Below are 19,775 nucleotides of genomic sequence, written 5' to 3'. Positions count from 1 at the left end.
ATTCCTAATAGCATAAAGTTCGACATTCTTTAGGTGATTTTACGGTAAATAATCAGATGTTCTGTTCGATAGCAAACTTAGCGAAAAGTTAGCTTTACTTGAGGTTATAGATACTTGAGCTTACAGCGCGGTAAAATTTGCAGCTCACAATTACTGAGCTTCATCCAGCATAAGTAACTCACACACCATCTTGGCAATCATTTGTTCTTCATCGGTATGAATAACATGGACAGTTACCGCCCCACCAGCAATGGAAATTATATCTTCGTGGTTATTATTACGGGTTTGCTCGAGTTCAATACCAAGGTACTGCATGCCAGCACAAATTTTTGCTCGTACACTTGCCGCATTTTCACCAATCCCCCCACTAAATACCAAGGTATCTAGTCCATGCAAAGAGGCGCTATAAGCCCCGAGCCATTTTTTAGCCTGATAACAAAATAGTTCGATTGCCTGTGCGGCACGTTGATCGGTATTTTCAAGTGGTAATAAATCTCGCATATCTGCACTAATTTCAGATACCCCTAACAGACCTGATTGATGATTAAGGAGATGATTGCATTGTTGACTATTGATATTTTCATGCTGCTTAATGTAGTGAATAACCCCAGGATCTAAATCGCCACAACGTGATCCCATGACTAACCCACCACAAGGTGTAAATCCCATACTGGTGTCAATGCAACGACCATCAAGTACTGCTGCCATACTCGCACCATTGCCTAAATGGGCGAGAATAATTCGCTGCGGCAATGGGGTGTTTTGGTAGCGATCAGCCAATGCGGTCATTAAATATGTATAGGAGATACCATGAAAGCCATAACGCTGAATACCTAATGCATCAAACCGACGCGGAATTGGCAGCAACTTTGCTACTCGTGGTAATGAATGGTGAAAGGCGGTATCAAAGCAAGCGACCTGCGGTAGTTTAGGAAATTGTTGCTGCAGAGTGTCAATCAGCAAGATTTCGTTCGGTAAATGCTCTGGTGCATAAGGAATAATATGCCGAAGATCAGCCAACAGTGCAGGCGTGATAAGCTCCGGCTTTGTATGTTGCCAGCCATGAACCAATCGATGGCCAACGGCCGTTATTTTTTCAAAACCAATGTGTTGTTGCAACCAATTGATTAAAAACTCGGCGGCACCTTGATGATCACCACAATCAGGTTGAAAGCGGCCATCCAGATTATGCTGCTTATCAACAAAGGTTAATAAAGTCCCTGCCATACCAATGCGCTCAATTTTGCCACTTAACAATGGCGTTGCTAAACCCGCGGGAGTAAATACAGCAAATTTGATACTCGATGAACCCGCATTAATAGTAAGGATCTGCATATTCGCAGCTAGCATTGTGACTCCTTGAACATAACGGTAGTAAAGTGAACGTCATGCTCGCTTTATTACCGCGTAAATTAGTGGTTGGCGAATATGGTTAAAAATGGCAGCTAGAATTCAAACCGTCGCTATTTATTAAGCGATGGTTTTTAGCTTTTTAGTATTTGCTGACCTAGGTAAATGATATCTGGTAAATTTTTTTTAGCGGCTCTAGCTTTAGCTTTAGCTGACTTTTTATCACTCGGCTTGAGAGTATGCGCTAATTTTTTCATAGTTACCTCTGCATTATAGTTGTCTTAATCTCTTAATAACTCGGTGTAAAAACGTAAGCGTTAGAGTCGACGGTTAGTGTACTTGCTGCGGTAATGCCGTTTATAGATCGCTGGCGTCTGGGTGTTTACGGTGCTCTGCTAATGTCTTTTTGGGCTGATTAGCGGATTGTTGAAATTGTGGTTTTTGCCCGCTGTAAATGGTCTCTACAGCAGCGGCTTTTTGTTCACTTGGCATTTGTGTTACAGACTGTTTCTGAGTATTTGCAATTTTCATAATGACCTCTACCATCTGGCCTATTACGTGATTGTAAAAGGCTAACAAGATGAGTTTAAGGTGAGCTCACTTAACTATCTGTACGCTAGAGCACTTTACATACTGAAATTTGTATCAAGTGCGGTTAATAGGTACTAAACATGTATATTAAAAATTATACCATGCTTGGAATTCCTCCTAATCGGTCCGTTTCCTTTTTAACCACTGCGTAACATTCACAACACAGCGTCTCAAGTTTGCGCCTATCTGTCACCGTTATATGACCACGTTTATAAGTGATCACGCCTAACTTTTGTAGTTTACCCGCAGCTTCAGTGACGCCTTCTCTTCTCACGCCTAACATATTTGCAATCAACTCTTGAGTCATCGTTAAGTTATTGGTTCTCAGCCGATCGAGAGAGAGTAATAACCACCGGCACAGTTGTTGATCAATAGAGTGGTGGCGATTGCAAACCGCAGTTTGTGCCATTTGCGCAATTAATGCTTGGATGTACCGTAATAGCAACATGCGAATTGTGACATCATTATTAAACTCGCTACGTAATATGGGCGCAGATAAGCAATACGCGTACCCTGCACTTTGCACAACCGCCCTTTTAGGCGTACTTTCCCCGCCCATAAAAACAGCAATTCCCACTAACCCTTCATTTCCGACAACCGATATTTCAGCTGATGAGCCATTTTCAGTGACATAAAGCAGTGAAACAATACAGTCTATCGGAAAATACACGCAAGTAAGATTTTGTCCAGACTCATATATCACCTTCCCCAAAGGCAACATGACGAGTTTAAGTTGAGGAAATATTTTATTTTTAGCTGCTAAAGGGAAGAAGTTTAATAACTTGTTAGCGTTTGGACTATTCATATTATTCCTTGAGCACTTTATTATAGACGCTCTTTAAGCAGTAAACACTCAATGCAGTAGGCATTGCATGATTGCTACCACGTTATTATGTTCTATCATCTCTTTATCTTTATTGATCTAGATTAACGATTATAATTTGCGGGTAATTTTATGTGTCGTGAACTCGCCCGAAAGCCTGATTAATATAGATTATAAAGTATATTAATTAGTCTATCGGCCATTATGTTAACGGCTTAGTTGCCTACATAACTGATATGTGTGGAAAATGATTTGCACGTCATTTTTAGCGCCTAACTTCAATAAATATAACGAAATCGTTATGCCGTTATGTTAGCGAAAAGTGAATATACATCTTGCGCGCTATTCAGTGCTTTGCCAAGACAAATTATTGAATTTTGCTCATTGTCTGGTTATTTATGGTTTTCTAATTTTTACATTAGAGTTTGTACTATTATTTCAATGGATTAAGCTTGTTTAAAAATTTGGTAGCCATCATGCCCTCGTGATTTTTTCTGATGCATTACTTTATTATTTACGCTGCGCAGCAACATAATATCAATAAAAATGTTTTTTTACTTGACGCTCGCCGATATCGTCAAACGATGATAGCCGTCTTTGAGCTCCACACTCACCAATGAGCCTTGGTTAGCTAATAAAGTGCCATTAAGCTCTGCATGCAATAGATTATTCGCAAGCGGTACTTGATTATTTACTGTTATATCAAAGTGGCTATTCGCGATTTTTATTGCAACGTTAAATTCAGGCCAATGCTCAGGTATACAGGGTTGAATAATTAAATTTTTACCCTCACGACGAATACCTAAAATACCTTCTAACCCCGCCTGATACATCCAACCAGCAGCACCGGTATACCAAGTCCAGCCACCTCTGCCAACATAAGGTGAAATTGAATAGATATCAGCGGCTACGGCATAAGGTTCAACTTTATAGCGTTGTACTTTTTCACCATCACTGGCGTGATTAATCGGATTGACCATGGCAAATAAATCCACGGCTTTTTTACCTTCGCCCTGTTTAGCTAATGCTAAAATAAACCACATAGCAGCATGACTGTATTGACCACCATTCTCTCTTAAACCGGGCGGGTAACCTTTAATATATCCAGGATTATGAGTGGTTTGATCAAAAGGCGGGGTAAATAACAAGGCCAACCGTTCTTGCTGCTTGATAAGATGAGTTTCAACGGCAGACATGGCTGTAATGACTTTGTGTTGATCTGTCCCCTTTGCTAATACCGCCCAAGATTGAGCAATAGAGTCGATTTGACATTCATCATTACTTTTTGAACCAAGCCAAGTACCATCATCAAATGTTGCTCGACGATACCATTGTCCATCCCATGCTTGTTCATCAATACAAATACGCACTTTTTCAGCATGTTCTTGCCAATGCTTGCCTCGTAGTCGATCCGCTTCAGTTTCTTGTTCGAGCGCATAAACGGCAAATAAGTCTATAGCACGGATCAACAGCCAGCCAAGCCATACACTCTCGCCCTTGCCAGCCGCTCCGACTAAGTTCATGCCATCGTTCCAGTCGCCAGTTCCCATCAATGGCAGGCCATGCTCACCCGTTAACTGAATACTTTGATCCAGTGCGCGAGCACAATGTTCAAATAGACTGGCAGACTCTTCGCTAACGTTCGGTTTAAAGTAGGCATCATGCTGCTCTTTGCCAAGCGGCTTGCCCTCTAAAAATGGGATAGGTTGCGTTAATATCGCTTTATCACCCGTTACTTTTATATAGTTTGCGGTTGCCAGTGCTAACCAAACACGATCATCTGAGATATGAGTTCGTACCCCTTGTCCGGAATGCGGCAACCACCAATGTTGTACATCACCTTCAACAAACTGCCTACCCGCGGCACGTAAAATATGCGCTCTGGTTATTGCAGGCTGGCTTAAGGTGATGGCCATACCATCTTGCAGTTGGTCACGAAATCCATAAGCGCCACTGGCTTGATAAAAAGAAGATCTCGCCCATATTCGACACGCTATAGTTTGATACATCAGCCAGCCGTTGAGCATAATATCCATAGCGCGATCCGGGGTTTTTACCTGCACCTTATTTAATAGGGTGTGCCAATGGTTTTGTACACCGGCAAACACCTCATCCAGATCTCTTTGTCGGTAATTGCTAACCAATTCTAAGGCATGTTGCTCACAGTCGCCTTGGCCAATAAACATGATAACTTCACGGCTTTCACCATCAGCAAGCTCAATATCAGTTTGTAAAGCGCTGCAATGATCATAACCTCCCCCAACAGTGCCAGATAAAGATACCTGCTGACTTAAAGCCCTTGGCGCAGCCTTGCTGCCATTGCGACCAAGAAATTCGCTTCTATCGGTTGTCCACGCAGTTTGTGCACCTGCCATATCAACAAAAGCAACTCGTTCTGGAAATGCCATTCCCCACCGATTATGCAATAAAATTGTATTGCTGTTTGTATCCAACGAGCTGGTAATAAAACAGTCAGCGGTACTTCGCGATGTGCCAAGGACCCATTCCACATAAGCTGTTACTGACAGCCGACGTTTTCGACCTGACTCATTGTGTATGGTTAATCGAGAGATTTTAATTGCATCGTCCAGTGGCACATAATGCAATAAATCTAATGATAGTCCGCTAACCTGATGCTTAAACCGGCTGAAGCCAAAACCGTGATGTATTATATAACTGCCCTTGTCCTGTAAGGGCTGAGCCGTTGCAGTATAAATTTCGCCGCTGTCTTTATCGCATACATAAGCAATCTCACCAATGGGATCTGACACGGCATCATTTGACCAGGTGGTCAGTTGGTTTTCTCGGCTGTTTTCTGACCACGTATAGCCACTGCCTTCAGCCGAAACATGAAAACCAAAACGCGGGTTAGCAATAACATTGAGCCAAGGTGCCGGGGTACATTCACCATTGTGCAAACGAATGACATATTCACGCCCATTATCAGCAAAGCCGCCTAAACCGTTAAAAAATTCCAGCTCTGGTAAGTGCGCTTTTGGCAATGGTGTATTCGCGTTTAACGTCCGTGGTTGCTGATTTAGCATGCTAGTTAACGCATGCTTGCGCGTTTTTGCCGTACGCAAAAAAAACTGCTTATTAATAAAGCCATGGCGGGCGACTAAAACCACTCGGGCAATAGCATGCAGCATATCGCGAGTCCCGCTGTTTATCATGTCAGCACGAAATACATGCACGGCTCCAATGCTCTGCTCTGCCAAATAATCATGATTAAAAGATGGCCGAGATTGGCTACTTCGCACAGCCGTCTCAATTGCATTATGTAAGTCTTGCATGTAACCCGATGGGTGTTCATTAATGATCACCAGATCGACCGCTAAGCACTTCATTCGCCAGTATTCATGGGCCCGTAAAAGCTGCTTAACCTTTGCGATATCTTCAATATCATCAATTAATAACAACACGATGGGGAGATCACCAGAAATTGACTGTGCCCACAGTTCAGACTGACACTTAATGCCTTTGATGATATCCGCTGATGACGCTTTAAAGCGCGGATCTGCATATAAAATTGGCGCGGCTAAACGTTGAAAATCTGCCACCTCGGTATATTCGCTACCTAAGTGACGAAGCTGTACTTGCGCTTGAGTCCAGGCCAGCGTTTTTGCTCTATCATAAGCATTCGCATCGTGGTGCCTGTCTATCATCGCTATTAGTTTTTCTTTGGACGGTGCCACCACGGTCCAAAATGCGATGTTCACGGCTCCTTGCGCAGGCACTTTAATACGATATCGTAAGGACAATATGGGATCCAGTACACACCCCACCGTATTTGATAGCTTCTTACTCGAGGAGCATGAGGTTAGAGTCATGGCTTGTGCATTGACTAAGTTATTACCCCGCCCGATAAATTCAGCACGGCTGGTTTCATATTGTGGCTCTGCCGTTATCTCCCCCTCTATAATTGCAAAATGGCCAAGCCAAATATCAGCGTCATCGGCAGAGCGTTTGCGCCGCGTCGCGATAATCGCTTTATATTCTTGATTAAACTCGGTCTGCACAAACATCTTCGCAAAGGCGGGATGGGCATTATCATTCGCTGCTGTTGCAAGTACTAATTCTGCAAATGAGGTGAGCTCTATTTCATGACTGAAATGACCTTGATTGCTTATTGCTATTTTTCTCACTTCACCATCATCTTCCCCCGACACTAACACATCCATTGTGGTGGTTAAGTTTCCGTCTATTTTCATAAACCTTGCGTGATCTTCGCTAAAAACACATGGCGTAAACTCACCACCAGAGCTCGTAAAGGGTTGCGCAGTACTTGACCAAGACTTAGCGGTTTCAACATCACGCAGCAGAATAAATGAACCACTGTTGTCACAGCTCGGATCGCTATGCCATCGCGTAATCGCAAAATTCCCCCAGCGGCTATAACCTGTGCCAGTTGCCGTTAACATGACGGTATAGCGTCCGTTTGATAATAGATGCGTGGTCGGCTCAACATCCATTGCAACCTTTATGTGCCTAACTGTATTCGCTTCACTGGCATTCACACTGGCAGATTCCCTGACTTCTTCAGCGCGAGGATGCCCTATTGCAACATCTCTGGGCATTCTTTCTTGCAATAGTAACTCACAGGCTTGGATACATGGCTCTCGATGAAAACGCGAACGCATTAAACCATCGCGTAAACAATTTAAAATAGCGACAATGGTCATGCCCTGATGATGCGCCATAAAACTGCGAACAATGGCAACGTTGCTGCCCGACTGCACACGTGAAGGAGTAAAATCTAACGCTTCAAAGAAACCATAACGCCCGCATGCTCCAATACTACGTAACCGTTGATAGTTTTCTACAGCAGCAGCGGGATCAATCATACTTGCCAGGCCTGTCGCATAGGGGGCAATTACCCGGTTTTCTGACAGCCCTCGCTTTAAGCCCAAACCTGGCACGCCAAAGTTAGAATATTGATAGGTAAATTCAATGTCTCGGGCATTAAAACCTGACTCAGAGATCCCCCAAGGGATCCCCAGTTGCTTAGCGTAACTTTGTTGGCGTGCAACCACTAAACGGTTGGTTTGTTCAAGTAAACTCCCTACTGGCGCGCGCATGATCAAAGACGGCATGAGGTATTCAAACATCGAGCCTGACCAAGAGATCAGTGCTGAACCTTTACCTAACGGCGTTGCGGTGCGCCCTAAATGAAACCAATGTTTAGTCGCCACATCGCCTTTGGCAATAGCAAACAAGCTGGCCAACCTCGCTTCGGATGCCAGTAAATCATAACAGTTAGCATCAAGACTATTGTCAGACTGCGAATAACCAATCGATAGCAACTTTCTTTCTTGATTAATTAAAAAAGCAAAGTTCATCCCGTTAGCCATCTCTCGCGCTGTTTTTGCTAACTTTTTCAATTGGTGTATTAAGTTAACATCTGCTTGAGGCGAATAAATGTTCAATTGATGATCTTGTAATTGCTCGCCAGCCAAGGTCGCTATAGCTTTAAGCCAAAACCTAATTTCATCACAGGTCGCATCCGTAGTTAACCCAAATACTGGTAGCTCCATGGCGCGGTTAACTAATTTAATTATGCTAGGGGTGATATGCTCTATCGTAGCCGCAGTATCAATCAGCATGGTTATTTCAGCCACAGTAGCATTCAGTAGTTGGGTATCTTGTGAGTCAATTAAAGTATTCGTTGTAATGGCCTCACTCAGCAAACTGAGGTTATCTTGCATCCCCGTGTTGCAATGATGATCAGTGGGCATCTGTTGCCATTCATCTAAAGCGTTCGCCAAAGTGATCAAGTGGCCGGCAAAGTTACCACTGTCTACTGAGGAAACGTACGCTGGATTTAACGTTGCTAAGTTTTGGGTGGCGTACCAATTATAAAAATGCCCTTTGCACTTAGCTAACTTATCAAGGGTGGCAAAGGTTGCTTCTAAACGATTAACAACAGCGTACAACCCTATCCAACCAAAATCTCGCGCAGCAACGGCTGACAATAAATACAGTCCAATATTAGTGGGTGAGGTACGATGCGCGATCACTGGTTCTGGCTGTTGTTGAAAATTGTCTGGCGGCAACATATTGTCTTCATCAGTCACAAAGGTTTCAAAATAACGCCATGTTCGACGAGCGGTCAATCGAAGCACATCAGCATATGGTGCTACGTTGTCAAGGTTGCCTGTCGTGATAGGACGACTACTGTAATAAGCTAATAGAGGAGCTGTTAGCCACAGCAATAAAAATGGCAACACGAGCGGCCAAGTCGCTGGCATATTGATCAATATCGCAAAGCATACTAGCTGGCTAACGAGTGTGCCTTGGTACATTGTTTTATAAAAGCCGAGGATATTCAGCCGCGGATCACCATTGGATTGTGCCGAGCTGGTCCATTCTAAGAGATGACTACGAGTGACAAATAAGCGAATCAATGTTCGCCCGATGGCATCCATGGCTCGCCAACTTTGATCAGGTAAAAATACCACTTTAAAAAACACTTGCGCCGATGCCAGACGCAAATCCCCAAACCACATGCGAATATGATGACGAAATTCGACACTAGGCCTTGGTGGAATAAGTGAAAATAAACAGGGAGTAAATACTGGAATGGCGATGGTCGCTAATAATAAAACCGTACTTATTGCTGCTAATGGTAATGGCAATAGCCAACATAACAGCAATGCCAAAAAGGTGATGGGTGCAATTAAAGAGCGTCTTAGGTTGTCCAATAATTTCCATCGACCAACCCAGGACACGGCATCTGCGCCAGAAAATTTACCGAATATCCAAGGTAATAGCTGCCAGTCTCCTCGAGTCCAGCGGTGTTGCCGTTTTTCTAATACATCGTAACGAGCTGGAAACTCTTCAACAACCTCAACATCCGACACCAGCGCCGCACGCGCAAATATACCTTCAAATAAATCATGGCTTAGCATGACATTTTCTGTTACTCGCCCTGCAAGGGCTGCTTCAAATGCATCAATGTCGTAAATGCCTTTTCCGGTATAAGAGCCTTCGCCAAACAAGTCTTGATAAACATCTGAATTTGCCGCAGCGTAAGGATCCATCCCGCCCGGACTGGAAATAACGCGCTGATAAAAAGACCCCTCTGCACCAATAGGCAATGAAGGCGTGACACGAGGTTGAATAATGCCATAACCGGCTTCAATCCGCTGTGTCTTAACATTAAAGCGAGGACGGTTAAGTGGGTGCCCCATCCGGCTAATAAGCCGTAAGGTAGTATCACGCGGTAACCGCGTATCTGCATCAAGGGTGATCACATAGCGAACATTCTCTGGGACCTCTAATGTTCTGCCAGTCAAGGGGATAAAACTAGTATCAGTGGCTCCTCGCAGCAAACGGTTCAATTCATGTAATTTGCCACGTTACGCTCCCACCCCATCCATTTATTTTCACTGGGGTTAAATTGCCTCCCCCGATACAATAGTAAAAACCGCTTACCCGCAGGACCAGATGGGTAAAGATGATTTAGATGGTCTATTTGTGCTGCCACTATTGTCAGCATTTGATTATCACTTGCTAGCACTTGTTGATCGGCATCTAAACCATCAACTAATAATGCAAATATTAAATCGCCATCGACCCCACCTAAATAGTGCACTTGTAAACGCTCTACTTGTTGACAAAGATCGCTTGAATTAGTCAATAATGTTGGCACCGCGACCAAAGTACGTAATGACGTTGGCACACCGGTTTTAAATTCAAGCCCAGGTAACGTGCCGTTTCTCAGCCGCCAAGTGACCGAACGATTAATAATAGCGGTTGAAATTTCGGTGGCGGGTAAAAACCCGATAATTATTAATACTAAAAATAAATCGAGCGGCAATTGGCGAAAACCAAATAAAGAAATAGACCCAATCACTAACCCAAGTGCCAAGAGTACAATTGATGCGGCATAACCTACTAAGCCGATTTTGATATGCAATCGGCTCAGCCAAAGCCTTAAATTAGGCCGAAATTTTAGTGATTGTTCAAACTGTGCTCTGCCTTTGTCTATTAAGTAATAACCAGGATCGCCAAGGCGCTCGGCTTCTTGCTGGTTGTCGGTATTTTTCTTTGCATCTCTGCCCGCCTGCAGTGCCAGCTTAGCCACCTTAACTTCAGAAAGTTTTGAGCCTCGCGCTAGTTGTTCAATGGCATTGCGATATAGATTACGAGTAACCGCATCCATGTCACCAAACGCACTTGCACAACGCAATTTTTCATCAACGAGACTGACCTTTTCAAAAAGATCAGTCCAGTCCATATCGGTGATCAACCGCATACTGGTTATGATATTACGAACAGTCACATTGGACGCACCTTCGCGTTGCTGCGAATGTTGAACTACATCATCAACGCAAAGACCTTGTTCATTTAGTTTTTGTTCTAACCATTTCAGCGCAGGAGTGATATGTGGATCTTGATCCCGTAATCGTTTCGCAAGTTGTGCTGCAAACACTTCCGATAAAGGGGCTGATGAACGCGCTTGCATCTCAGCTAATAAAACGGTATCAGCGCTGCCTGACATCATCAGACGGTCAGTGAGCTGATCCGCATCATCACGGTCGCTGCGACCAACAGAAATTTGGTCAACAAGTCGGCGTAAATTTTCAATTAACACTATGCGTAAGGTAATCGCGACGGCCCATAGTTCGCCGATAGTGAGAATATTGATGGTTTGATAGGCTTTAATAAACTTACAAAGGCTCTGCTCGTCAAAATGACTATCCGTGTGAGCAACGTACGCCCACGCCAAACCAAAAACTCGTGGATATCCCGCAAAAGGGCCACTGGCTAACTTTGGTAATTGGCGATAAAAGCCATCCGGCAGATCATCTCTGACTTCACGAATTTGTTGCTCAATTAAATGATAATTATCCAGTAGCCATTCAGCCGCCGGTACAACACTATGCCCTGCAGCCTATGCTTTGGCGTTAGCATGATAGGCTGCCAACAATACTGATGCATTTTGTTTGAGACGAACCTGTAATGACACAACTCTGGCAGTTGATTTTGACACTGCTTGTGCTTTAGCCAAACTGATTGCATGCTGCACTAATCGCTCAACTCCAAACAGTTCTTCGCGAACAGGCTGAACACTATTCCACGGTGGTTTTGCAAATTGAGAGCAAAAAAATGCAGAAATGATATTTGACATAGTTGTCCCTAATTCTCTGCTGATTGGCGATCGCTAATTGAGAGTACTATTTTTAAAATGAGCTCATGCTTGTGAACAGCTTAATTTCCAGAGCCATACTTTTTGCGTTTGATTCAGGATAATGTAACTGGAAAGTTTTTATGATTCGGTACGACAGCGCACATAGTCACTATCTGTTGCGATATAGCGCAGAGCATTGTCTGCTATTTATAAATGGCTAATGTTTGTTGGTAACTATTCACCGCTGCAAAATAGCATTGACAGGATGATTGCTCGAGGCCAGCTCTGGACAAGATCTTAATCTGTCCGCGGTTATAACTTATAATTCCCTGCTGTTGTAAATAACCTGCCGCAATCGTTACTGCGCTGCGCCGCACACCCAGCATGTTCGCTAACAACTGATGTGTTAACTGCAGATGCTCTGAATGAGTACGATCTTGTGTCATTAATAGCCATCGAGCGAGGCGTTGCTTCACTTCATGAGCGTTATTGCATGCGCCCGCTTGCGCGAGTTGTTGCATCACCACGTAGAGATAATTGAGTATTAATTTTCTAACCAGCGGATTGCTTTCTAACCGGTGATTAAATATTGCGGCGTCCATGCGCAGCGCACGCCCTGAACTTTGGACAATCGACTTCATAGCAGCGTTTGAGTTTTCAAGCGCAAGCGTGGCACCTAGCATGCCCTCATTACCAATTAACCCCATCGCAACAGGCTGTTTTTCGACAACCTCGATAAGTAATGAAATAAAGCCCGTTACTGGAAAATAAACATATTTTATCGTTTCGTCAGCAATATTCAGTGTTTCGCCGAACAACAGTGCGACTGGCGTGCAATGTTCAACAAACCATTGGTATTCGAGTCTAGGTAAATAGTTTAATAAATGGTTGCTTACAACCGGTGAGGTGCACGTTGCAGTCACTCAGACCTCCAATGGATAAATCCATATATCAAAGAACGTAATAGTTATTGATAACTTGGACTAACCCTAGTTTTTCGTCTGTGCGCTACAGCGCTATACTTGAAGAGATACTAATTTTAATAAACAGGAGGAGCTAACCGAGGTGAAAATCTCTGCTCACGACATACAACAAAAAGCAAAAAGCCAGTAACAGTGATGTTACTGGCTTTTCTAAGATGGTGCGGTTGGGGGGACTTGAACCCCCACGCCCGAAAGCACTACCCCCTCAAGGTAGCGTGTCTACCAATTCCACCACAACCGCATTGTTAAAGCTTTCGCTTTAGCTGTTAAACATAGTGATTTATTTGAGGAGAATAAATCGTTTAACGATACTTGTTACAAGTATTAATTTGGTACGTCAGATTTCTCTTTCGTTGATGTTACTGGAACATCGTCAGCTGCAGGAGCCGTTGTTTCAACTGCTGGTGCTGCTTCTAGGTTTTCCCACTCGTCAGTCTTTTTGATCTGACCTGCGGTTAAGTTACCTAGTACAATACTTAGCACAAAGAAAACACTGGCTAAGATTGTGGTTGTTTTAGTCATAAAGTTACCTGCGCCTGATGAACCAAAAACAGTTCCAGAAGCGCCAGCACCAAATGATGAACCCATATCTGCGCCTTTGCCTTGTTGAATTAAAACCATACCAACAAGCGCTAAAGCGACAACTAAATAAACTACTAATAAAATTTCGTACATCTTATACGGTCCCTTTTGCACTTTCACAGATTGCAGTAAATAAATCTGCTTTTAGACTAGCGCCACCAATCAGGCCGCCGTCTATATCTGGTTGTGCAAATAATAATTCGCTATTTTTTTCATTTACGCTGCCACCATACAGAATGGTCAGCCCTTGTGCTAAATCACTACTAATAGCAGCAATTTTATCACGGATAAATTTGTGCACATGTTGTGCTTGTTCAGGCGATGCAGTCTTACCTGTGCCAATGGCCCAAACGGGCTCGTATGCTATCACAGAATCTTTCAGTGCTGCTAGACCTAATTTATCAATTACTGCATCAATTTGTGCAGCAACCACTAATTCAGTTTGACCTTGTTCGCGTTGTTGTTCGCTTTCACCAACACATAAGATAGGTGTTAAACCCACTTGTTGGGCACGAGCAAACTTAGCTGCAACGGTGTCATTGCTTTCGCCATAAATACTACGGCGTTCAGAATGGCCAACTAAGGTATATTCGCCACCTAAATCTTTAATTAATTGCGCATCAACTTCACCAGTAAATGCACCAGCTTCGTGTTCAGAAACCGTTTGTGCCCCGGTTGTTACACCGGTTGCACTTAGCATAGATAACAATGGGTAAGGTGGAAACACCACAACGTCTATCTCTGCTGATTTTACGTTGTTGATTGCGTCAGATAATTGCTGAACTAACTGTTTTGAGCCGTTCATTTTCCAATTGCCTGCGACCATTGGCTTGCGTATTACCATTTTTCCACTCCACATTAGAAAGCGGGCGAGATAGTAACTCGACTCGCCCAAAGTTACAAGAGGTTATTGTTCTTAATCAGTTTGTTTGCTCATAGATTCAACAACTGCGGCAATTTTTTGCGCACTATCAAGCACCACTTTCTCTTCTTCGGCTTCGACCATGACACGCACAACCGGTTCAGTACCCGATTTACGTAATAACACACGGCCTTTTCCTGCTAGTTGTTTTTCAACATCAGCAACTGCAGCAATAACTTCTGGCGCTTGCGTTGGATCAGTGCCCGCTTTGTAGCGCACATTAATCATCTTCATTGGGTATTTAACAAAGCCTGCACCTAAATCTTTAAGCGTACGATTTTGCGCCACCATAGCAGCCAGTACTTGCAGACTTGAAATGATGCCATCACCGGTGCTGATCAAATCCAGATTCAAGACATGGCCTGAACTTTCGCCGCCGATTTTCCAGCCTTTTTCTTGTAGTAATTCCATCACATAACGATCGCCCACTTTACTGCGAGCAAACTCGATACCTTTGGCTTTAAGCGCGTTTTCAAGACCCATATTAGACATCACAGTGCCCACAACCCCACCACCTAACATATCATCATTGGCAGCTTGGCAGGCAATAATGTAAACAATATCATCACCATCAAATACACGGCCATTGTGATCAACCATCATCACCCGGTCGCCATCGCCATCATAGGCAATGCCGACATCAGCATTATGTTCTAATACTTTGCGTTTTAATGCATCAACATGGGTAGCACCACATTCTAGGTTGATATTTACACCATTTGGCTCGCAAGCATGGCAAATTATCTCAGCGCCAAGCTCACGCATTACTGATGGCGCAATATGATAGGTTGCGCCGTTGGCACAATCTAAAACAATTTTTAAGCCTTCTAACGACAAACCTTGTGGGAATTGGCTTTTACAAAACTCGATATAACGACCATCCGCGCTTTCTAAACGACGGGCTTTACCTAGCTTATCAGATGCTACACAGGTCATTGGTTCATCAAGCATCGCTTCAATTTGTAGCTCTACTTCATCAGCTAACTTTAAACCTCGGCCACAAAAAAACTTAATGCCATTGTCGTGATATGGGTTATGAGATGCACTGATCACAATCCCAGCTTCGGCACGAAACGTCTGCGTTAAATACGCAACGGCTGGTGTTGGCATCGGGCCAAGTAATACCACATCAATACCTGCGGCAATCAAACCCGCTTCAAGGGATGTTTCTAACATATAACCAGAAATGCGAGTATCTTTACCAATAATGACTTTCTTAGTGCCATTTTTTGATAGTACCTTGCCTGCAGCCCAACCTAATTTAAGTGCAAATTCAGGGGTAATTGGGTATTCACCCACCATGCCACGTACACCATCGGTGCCAAAATACTTTCTTTCTTTCATTTTTTAAATTCCTTGTTCGCAAGCTTGCCATACGCCAAGCACATCTGCGGTTTCTTTTACATCATGTACACGAATAATTTTTGCGCCATTTTGCGCTGCAATTAATGCCCCTGCTAAACTGCCAGCAAGGCGCTCGTTTGTTTGTCTGTTTAATAAGGTGCCAAGCATTGACTTGCGCGAGAGTCCTGCTAAAACAGGTAAACCAAAGTGGTTAAATTCATTAAACCGCGCCAGTAATTGGTAGTTGTGACTGAGTGTTTTACCAAAGCCAAATCCGGGGTCTAGAATAAGTCGCTGACGCTGAATCCCCGCTGTTTCACAGGCATTGATCCGCTGTGCAAAAAAATCATTTATATCACTGAATAAATCATCATAATGAGGTGAGGTTTGCATACTACGGGGCTGACCCTGCATGTGCATTAAGCACACTGCAACGTCTGGATACTGTGCGACCGTGGCCAATGCGTTAGGCTCCTGTAAAGCTCGCACATCATTAACAATATCGACACCAGCTAAAATAGCTTGGCGCATCACTTCACTTTTACTGGTATCAATCGAAATGATGCAATCATTTACGGCACTATCGCTGTGGGCACGAATTGCCTCGATGGCGGGGATTACTCTGGCTAATTCATCTTCAAGGCTAACATCAGGTGCGCCTGGACGTGTCGATTCACCACCAATATCGAGTATGGTAGCGCCGTCTGCTAATAAGGCTTGGGCTTTTATGACAGCGTTGTCTGTTTGATAATAACGCCCACCATCTGAGAAAGAATCAGGCGTGACATTCAGGATCCCCATTATCACTGGGGTGTTGAGGTGTAAAATGCGACCTCTAGGTAAATCAACTGTGGCCATCTATCACCTTCAATACATCCGTTGCATTGATATTAATAGTTTAATTCAAAACTACAAAAAAGCCCCGACAATCGGGGCTTTTAGTATTGCTATTTTAACTGTTATTCAGCTTTGTCATCAAGATTTGTTTCATCTTTTTCAGCTGATTTGTCGTCTTTTTCAACCATTGGCTCTGCTTTTGTCTCAGCAGCTGCTGGTTTTTTGTCTGTTTTATCATGACGGTCATGTGCATCACGCGGTTCACGTACTGGCTGACGCGCCATTAAGTCATCAATTTGCTTTGCATCAATCGTTTCATATTTCATTAATGCATCTTTCATTGAATGCAAAATATCAATATGATCTTTTAAGATTTGCTCAGCACGTTGGTAGTTACGATCTGATAACAAACGAACTTCCGCATCAATTACTTTAGCCGTTTCATCTGACATGCTCATAGCACGGCCACCGCCGCCACCCATGTACATCTCATTTTGGTCTTCAGTGTACATTAACGGCCCTAGTTTCTCACTTAGACCCCACTGAGTTACCATTTTACGGGCAATATCTGTTGCTCGCTCGATATCGTTACTGGCACCTGTAGTGACTTTATCTTCACCGTAAATAAGTGCTTCCGCGATACGACCACCGTATAAACTTGAAATCATTGATTCCAGTAGCTCTTTAGAGTGGCTAACACGGTCTTGTTCAGGTAAGTACATAGTTACACCAAGGGCACGACCGCGTGGAATAATTGATACTTTATAAACAGGATCATGCTCAGGTACGATGCGACCAACAATCGCGTGACCGGCTTCGTGATAAGCCGTCATCTCTTTTTCTTTCTCGCTCATCACCATGGTCTTGCGCTCTGCGCCCATCATGATTTTATCTTTAGCGGCATCAAATTCAGCCATGCTCACAACACGTTTATTACCACGAGCTGCGTATAAAGCGGCTTCATTTACTAAGTTCGCTAAATCAGCTCCAGAGAAACCAGGTGTACCACGCGCAATAACTGATGCTTCAACGTTGTCACCTAATGGTACTTTACGCATGTGCACTTTAAGGATTTGCTCACGACCACGAATATCGGGTAAACCAACCACAACTTGACGGTCAAAACGACCCGGACGAAGTAGCGCAGGGTCAAGTACGTCTGGACGGTTAGTCGCGGCAATAACGATAATCCCTTCGTTACCTTCAAAGCCATCCATCTCTACTAGCATTTGGTTAAGTGTTTGCTCACGCTCATCGTGACCACCCCCCATGCCTGCGCCACGTTTACGACCTACGGCATCAATTTCATCGATAAAGATAATACACGGCGCTGCTTTTTTCGCTTGTTCGAACATATCCCGAACACGCGATGCACCTACACCGACAAACATCTCAACAAAGTCTGAACCTGAAATCGTAAAGAACGGTACTTTCGCTTCACCTGCAACAGCTTTAGCCAGCAAAGTTTTACCAGTACCTGGAGGACCTACCATCAGTACGCCCTTAGGAATACTACCACCGAGTTTTTGGAACTTAGATGGGTCACGTAAGAAATCCACCAACTCTGTAACATCTTCTTTGGCTTCATCACAACCGGCAACATCGGCAAACGTGGTTTTAATCTGATCTTCACCCATTAAGCGTGCTTTACTTTTACCAAACGACATAGCACCTTTGCCACCGCCGCCTTGCATTTGACGCATGAAGAAAATCCATACCCCAATCAGTAATAACATTGGGAACCATGATATTAAGATGCTTGCTAAGAACGATTGCTCTTCAGGCTTCACACCTTTGACATTCACATCACTTTTTAATAAGTCATTAAGAATGTCTTTATCATAAATAGGCATGATCGTTTGAAAACGTTCGCCATTGGTTTTAGTACCAGTAATTGTGCCACTGGTGCTTTCTATTGCCACTTCTTGTAAAGCGCCACTGCGGGCATCTTTTACAAATTGACTGTAACTTGTTTGACGGTCTGTTTGATCGCCACCATTAAAGCTCTGAAATACTGACATTAGCACAACTGCAATGACCAGCCAGAGTATTAGATTTTTCGCCATATCGCTCAAGGGGTTAACCTCTTGTATCCAATTAATTTAAATTCAACTAAACGCCTGACAACTGTACTACAGTTTGTAGCCTGTCGCTACTATATATACTTCACGTGATCGTGCACGCGAGGCGTCGGGTTTACGGATTTTTACAGTTTTAAAGCTATCACGCACTGTTTTTAAGAATTCATCAAAGCCTTCACCTTGGAATACTTTAACCACAAATGCACCATTTTTCTTTAAAACCTGGCTACACATATCTAATGCTAATTCCACTAAATACATACTGCCAGCTTGATCAACTGAGCTATTACCGCTCATATTGGGTGCCATATCTGAGAGCACCACATCAACATTTTTACCATTAATGCGATTTAATAACGCATCTAAAACAGCTTCTTCTCGGAAATCTCCTTGTAAAAAATCAACGCCGGCCAGTGAATCCATCGGTAATATATCACAAGCAATAACTTGTCCTTTATCGCCGACTTTTTCTGCTAAATACTGTGACCAGCTTCCCGGTGCAGCTCCCAAATCAACCACAGTCATGGCTGGGCGTAGTAATTTATCTTTATTTTGGATCTCGTCGAGTTTAAAAATCGCACGAGAACGCCAACCTTTCTTTTGTGCCTCGTGAACATAAGGATCATCAAAATGTTCCTTCAACCATCGCTGTGAACTGGCCGAAAGTTTTTTATTCGTCATAAATTAACACGCAACTAATTAGTAATATTCTCTAGATGGCGTTAGAATACCCTTAATTCAAGCCATATTCAGCAAAATTTGTAACAACATGAAATTATCGAACAAACAAAAGCAGTTTTTAAAAGGTCAAGCACACTCTCTAAAGCCAGTAGTACTACTAGGTTCTAACGGTTTAACGGAAGGTGTATTAGTTGAAATTCAAAGCGCTTTAGAAATTCACGAACTTATCAAAGTAAAGGTACCTACTGATGATCGTGAAACTAAAGCTCTAATTTTTGAAGCGATTATTCGTGAAACCGGTGCTGAGAAATTACAGTCAATCGGCCACACGCTGGTGCTTTATCGTCAAAGTGAAGAAAAGAAAATTCAATTACCACGTAATTAATTATTTCTACTGTTTGCAAAAAAACCAGCTGTTGCTGGTTTTTTTATGCCTACTACTGGACGC

15 protein-coding genes and 1 tRNA gene are annotated in these 19,775 nt (G+C 43.3%); 1 reads left to right on the top strand and 15 read right to left on the bottom strand.

Translation table 11 applies throughout. The features are described from left to right. Positions 1 to 150: 150 nt before the first annotated feature. The 15 genes from ACMVDV_RS01135 to rlmE all read right to left on the bottom strand — a co-directional run bounded on the left by ACMVDV_RS01135 (position 151) and on the right by rlmE (position 19,327). Entirely contained in the window at positions 151 to 1,350 is a 1,200-nt protein-coding gene (locus ACMVDV_RS01135) for an acetate/propionate family kinase (protein ID WP_416156897.1), read from the bottom strand. A gap of 134 nt (positions 1,351 to 1,484) precedes the next feature. After that, positions 1,485 to 1,607 carry a hypothetical protein gene (locus ACMVDV_RS01130; RefSeq protein ID WP_304178300.1) on the bottom strand — a complete coding sequence of 41 codons (123 nt, stop codon included), beginning with the start codon at positions 1,605 to 1,607 and terminating at the stop codon, positions 1,485 to 1,487. 100 nt (positions 1,608 to 1,707) lie between these two features. After that, positions 1,708 to 1,881 (bottom strand): hypothetical protein, encoded by a 174-nt coding sequence (locus ACMVDV_RS01125; RefSeq protein WP_416156896.1) that lies wholly within the window; start codon positions 1,879 to 1,881, stop codon positions 1,708 to 1,710. 154 nt (positions 1,882 to 2,035) lie between these two features. After that, positions 2,036 to 2,746 (bottom strand): Crp/Fnr family transcriptional regulator, encoded by a 711-nt coding sequence (locus ACMVDV_RS01120; RefSeq protein WP_416156895.1) that lies wholly within the window; start codon positions 2,744 to 2,746, stop codon positions 2,036 to 2,038. Positions 2,747 to 3,318: 572 nt separating this feature from the next. Then, positions 3,319 to 10,059 (bottom strand): GH36-type glycosyl hydrolase domain-containing protein, encoded by a 6,741-nt coding sequence (locus ACMVDV_RS01115; RefSeq protein WP_416156894.1) that lies wholly within the window; start codon positions 10,057 to 10,059, stop codon positions 3,319 to 3,321. 41 nt (positions 10,060 to 10,100) lie between these two features. Continuing rightward, positions 10,101 to 11,495 (bottom strand): hypothetical protein, encoded by a 1,395-nt coding sequence (locus tag ACMVDV_RS01110; RefSeq protein ID WP_416156893.1) that lies wholly within the window; start codon positions 11,493 to 11,495, stop codon positions 10,101 to 10,103. A 165-nt stretch (positions 11,496 to 11,660) separates the two neighbouring features. Further along, on the bottom strand, positions 11,661 to 11,897 hold the full coding sequence (locus tag ACMVDV_RS01105; protein ID WP_416156892.1) for a hypothetical protein: 237 nt from the start codon (positions 11,895 to 11,897) through the stop codon (positions 11,661 to 11,663). Positions 11,898 to 12,100: 203 nt separating this feature from the next. Next, complete coding sequence (locus tag ACMVDV_RS01100) at positions 12,101 to 12,820, bottom strand: Crp/Fnr family transcriptional regulator (protein ID WP_416156891.1); 720 nt, start codon at positions 12,818 to 12,820, stop codon at positions 12,101 to 12,103. Positions 12,821 to 13,036: 216 nt separating this feature from the next. Continuing rightward, positions 13,037 to 13,121, bottom strand: a tRNA-Leu gene (locus ACMVDV_RS01095). A gap of 83 nt (positions 13,122 to 13,204) precedes the next feature. Next, a complete protein-coding gene (secG, locus tag ACMVDV_RS01090; RefSeq protein ID WP_304179223.1) occupies positions 13,205 to 13,555 on the bottom strand; it encodes a preprotein translocase subunit SecG in 351 nt (116 codons plus the stop codon). 1 nt (position 13,556) lies between these two features. Further along, a complete protein-coding gene (gene tpiA / locus ACMVDV_RS01085) occupies positions 13,557 to 14,306 on the bottom strand; it encodes a triose-phosphate isomerase (RefSeq protein WP_416156890.1) in 750 nt (249 codons plus the stop codon). Between the two features lie 72 nt (positions 14,307 to 14,378). Then, the gene (glmM, locus tag ACMVDV_RS01080) at positions 14,379 to 15,728 is read right to left on the bottom strand and encodes a phosphoglucosamine mutase (protein WP_304179227.1); all 1,350 of its coding nucleotides are present in this window, start codon (positions 15,726 to 15,728) and stop codon (positions 14,379 to 14,381) included. A 3-nt stretch (positions 15,729 to 15,731) separates the two neighbouring features. Beyond that, positions 15,732 to 16,586, bottom strand: a complete 855-nt coding sequence (gene folP, locus ACMVDV_RS01075; RefSeq protein ID WP_416156889.1) for a dihydropteroate synthase — start codon at positions 16,584 to 16,586, stop codon at positions 15,732 to 15,734. Between the two features lie 101 nt (positions 16,587 to 16,687). Continuing rightward, positions 16,688 to 18,640, bottom strand: coding sequence for an ATP-dependent zinc metalloprotease FtsH (ftsH, locus tag ACMVDV_RS01070; RefSeq protein WP_416156888.1), 1,953 nt, complete (start codon positions 18,638 to 18,640; stop codon positions 16,688 to 16,690). Positions 18,641 to 18,697: 57 nt separating this feature from the next. After that, complete coding sequence (rlmE, locus tag ACMVDV_RS01065; RefSeq protein ID WP_145239201.1) at positions 18,698 to 19,327, bottom strand: 23S rRNA (uridine(2552)-2'-O)-methyltransferase RlmE; 630 nt, start codon at positions 19,325 to 19,327, stop codon at positions 18,698 to 18,700. 88 nt (positions 19,328 to 19,415) lie between these two features. On the opposite strand from rlmE, the gene yhbY reads away from it, so the two are divergent. Continuing rightward, positions 19,416 to 19,712, top strand: a complete 297-nt coding sequence (yhbY, locus tag ACMVDV_RS01060; RefSeq protein WP_016707974.1) for a ribosome assembly RNA-binding protein YhbY — start codon at positions 19,416 to 19,418, stop codon at positions 19,710 to 19,712. Positions 19,713 to 19,775 lie beyond the last annotated feature (63 nt).

Source organism: Pseudoalteromonas sp. ASV78 (genome assembly GCF_047806705.1).
In the GTDB taxonomy this organism is placed as follows: Bacteria; Pseudomonadota; Gammaproteobacteria; order Enterobacterales; family Alteromonadaceae; genus Pseudoalteromonas; species Pseudoalteromonas prydzensis_A.
Note: the sequence above shows the minus strand (reverse complement) of the source record. Positions and strands in the feature narration are given on the sequence as shown.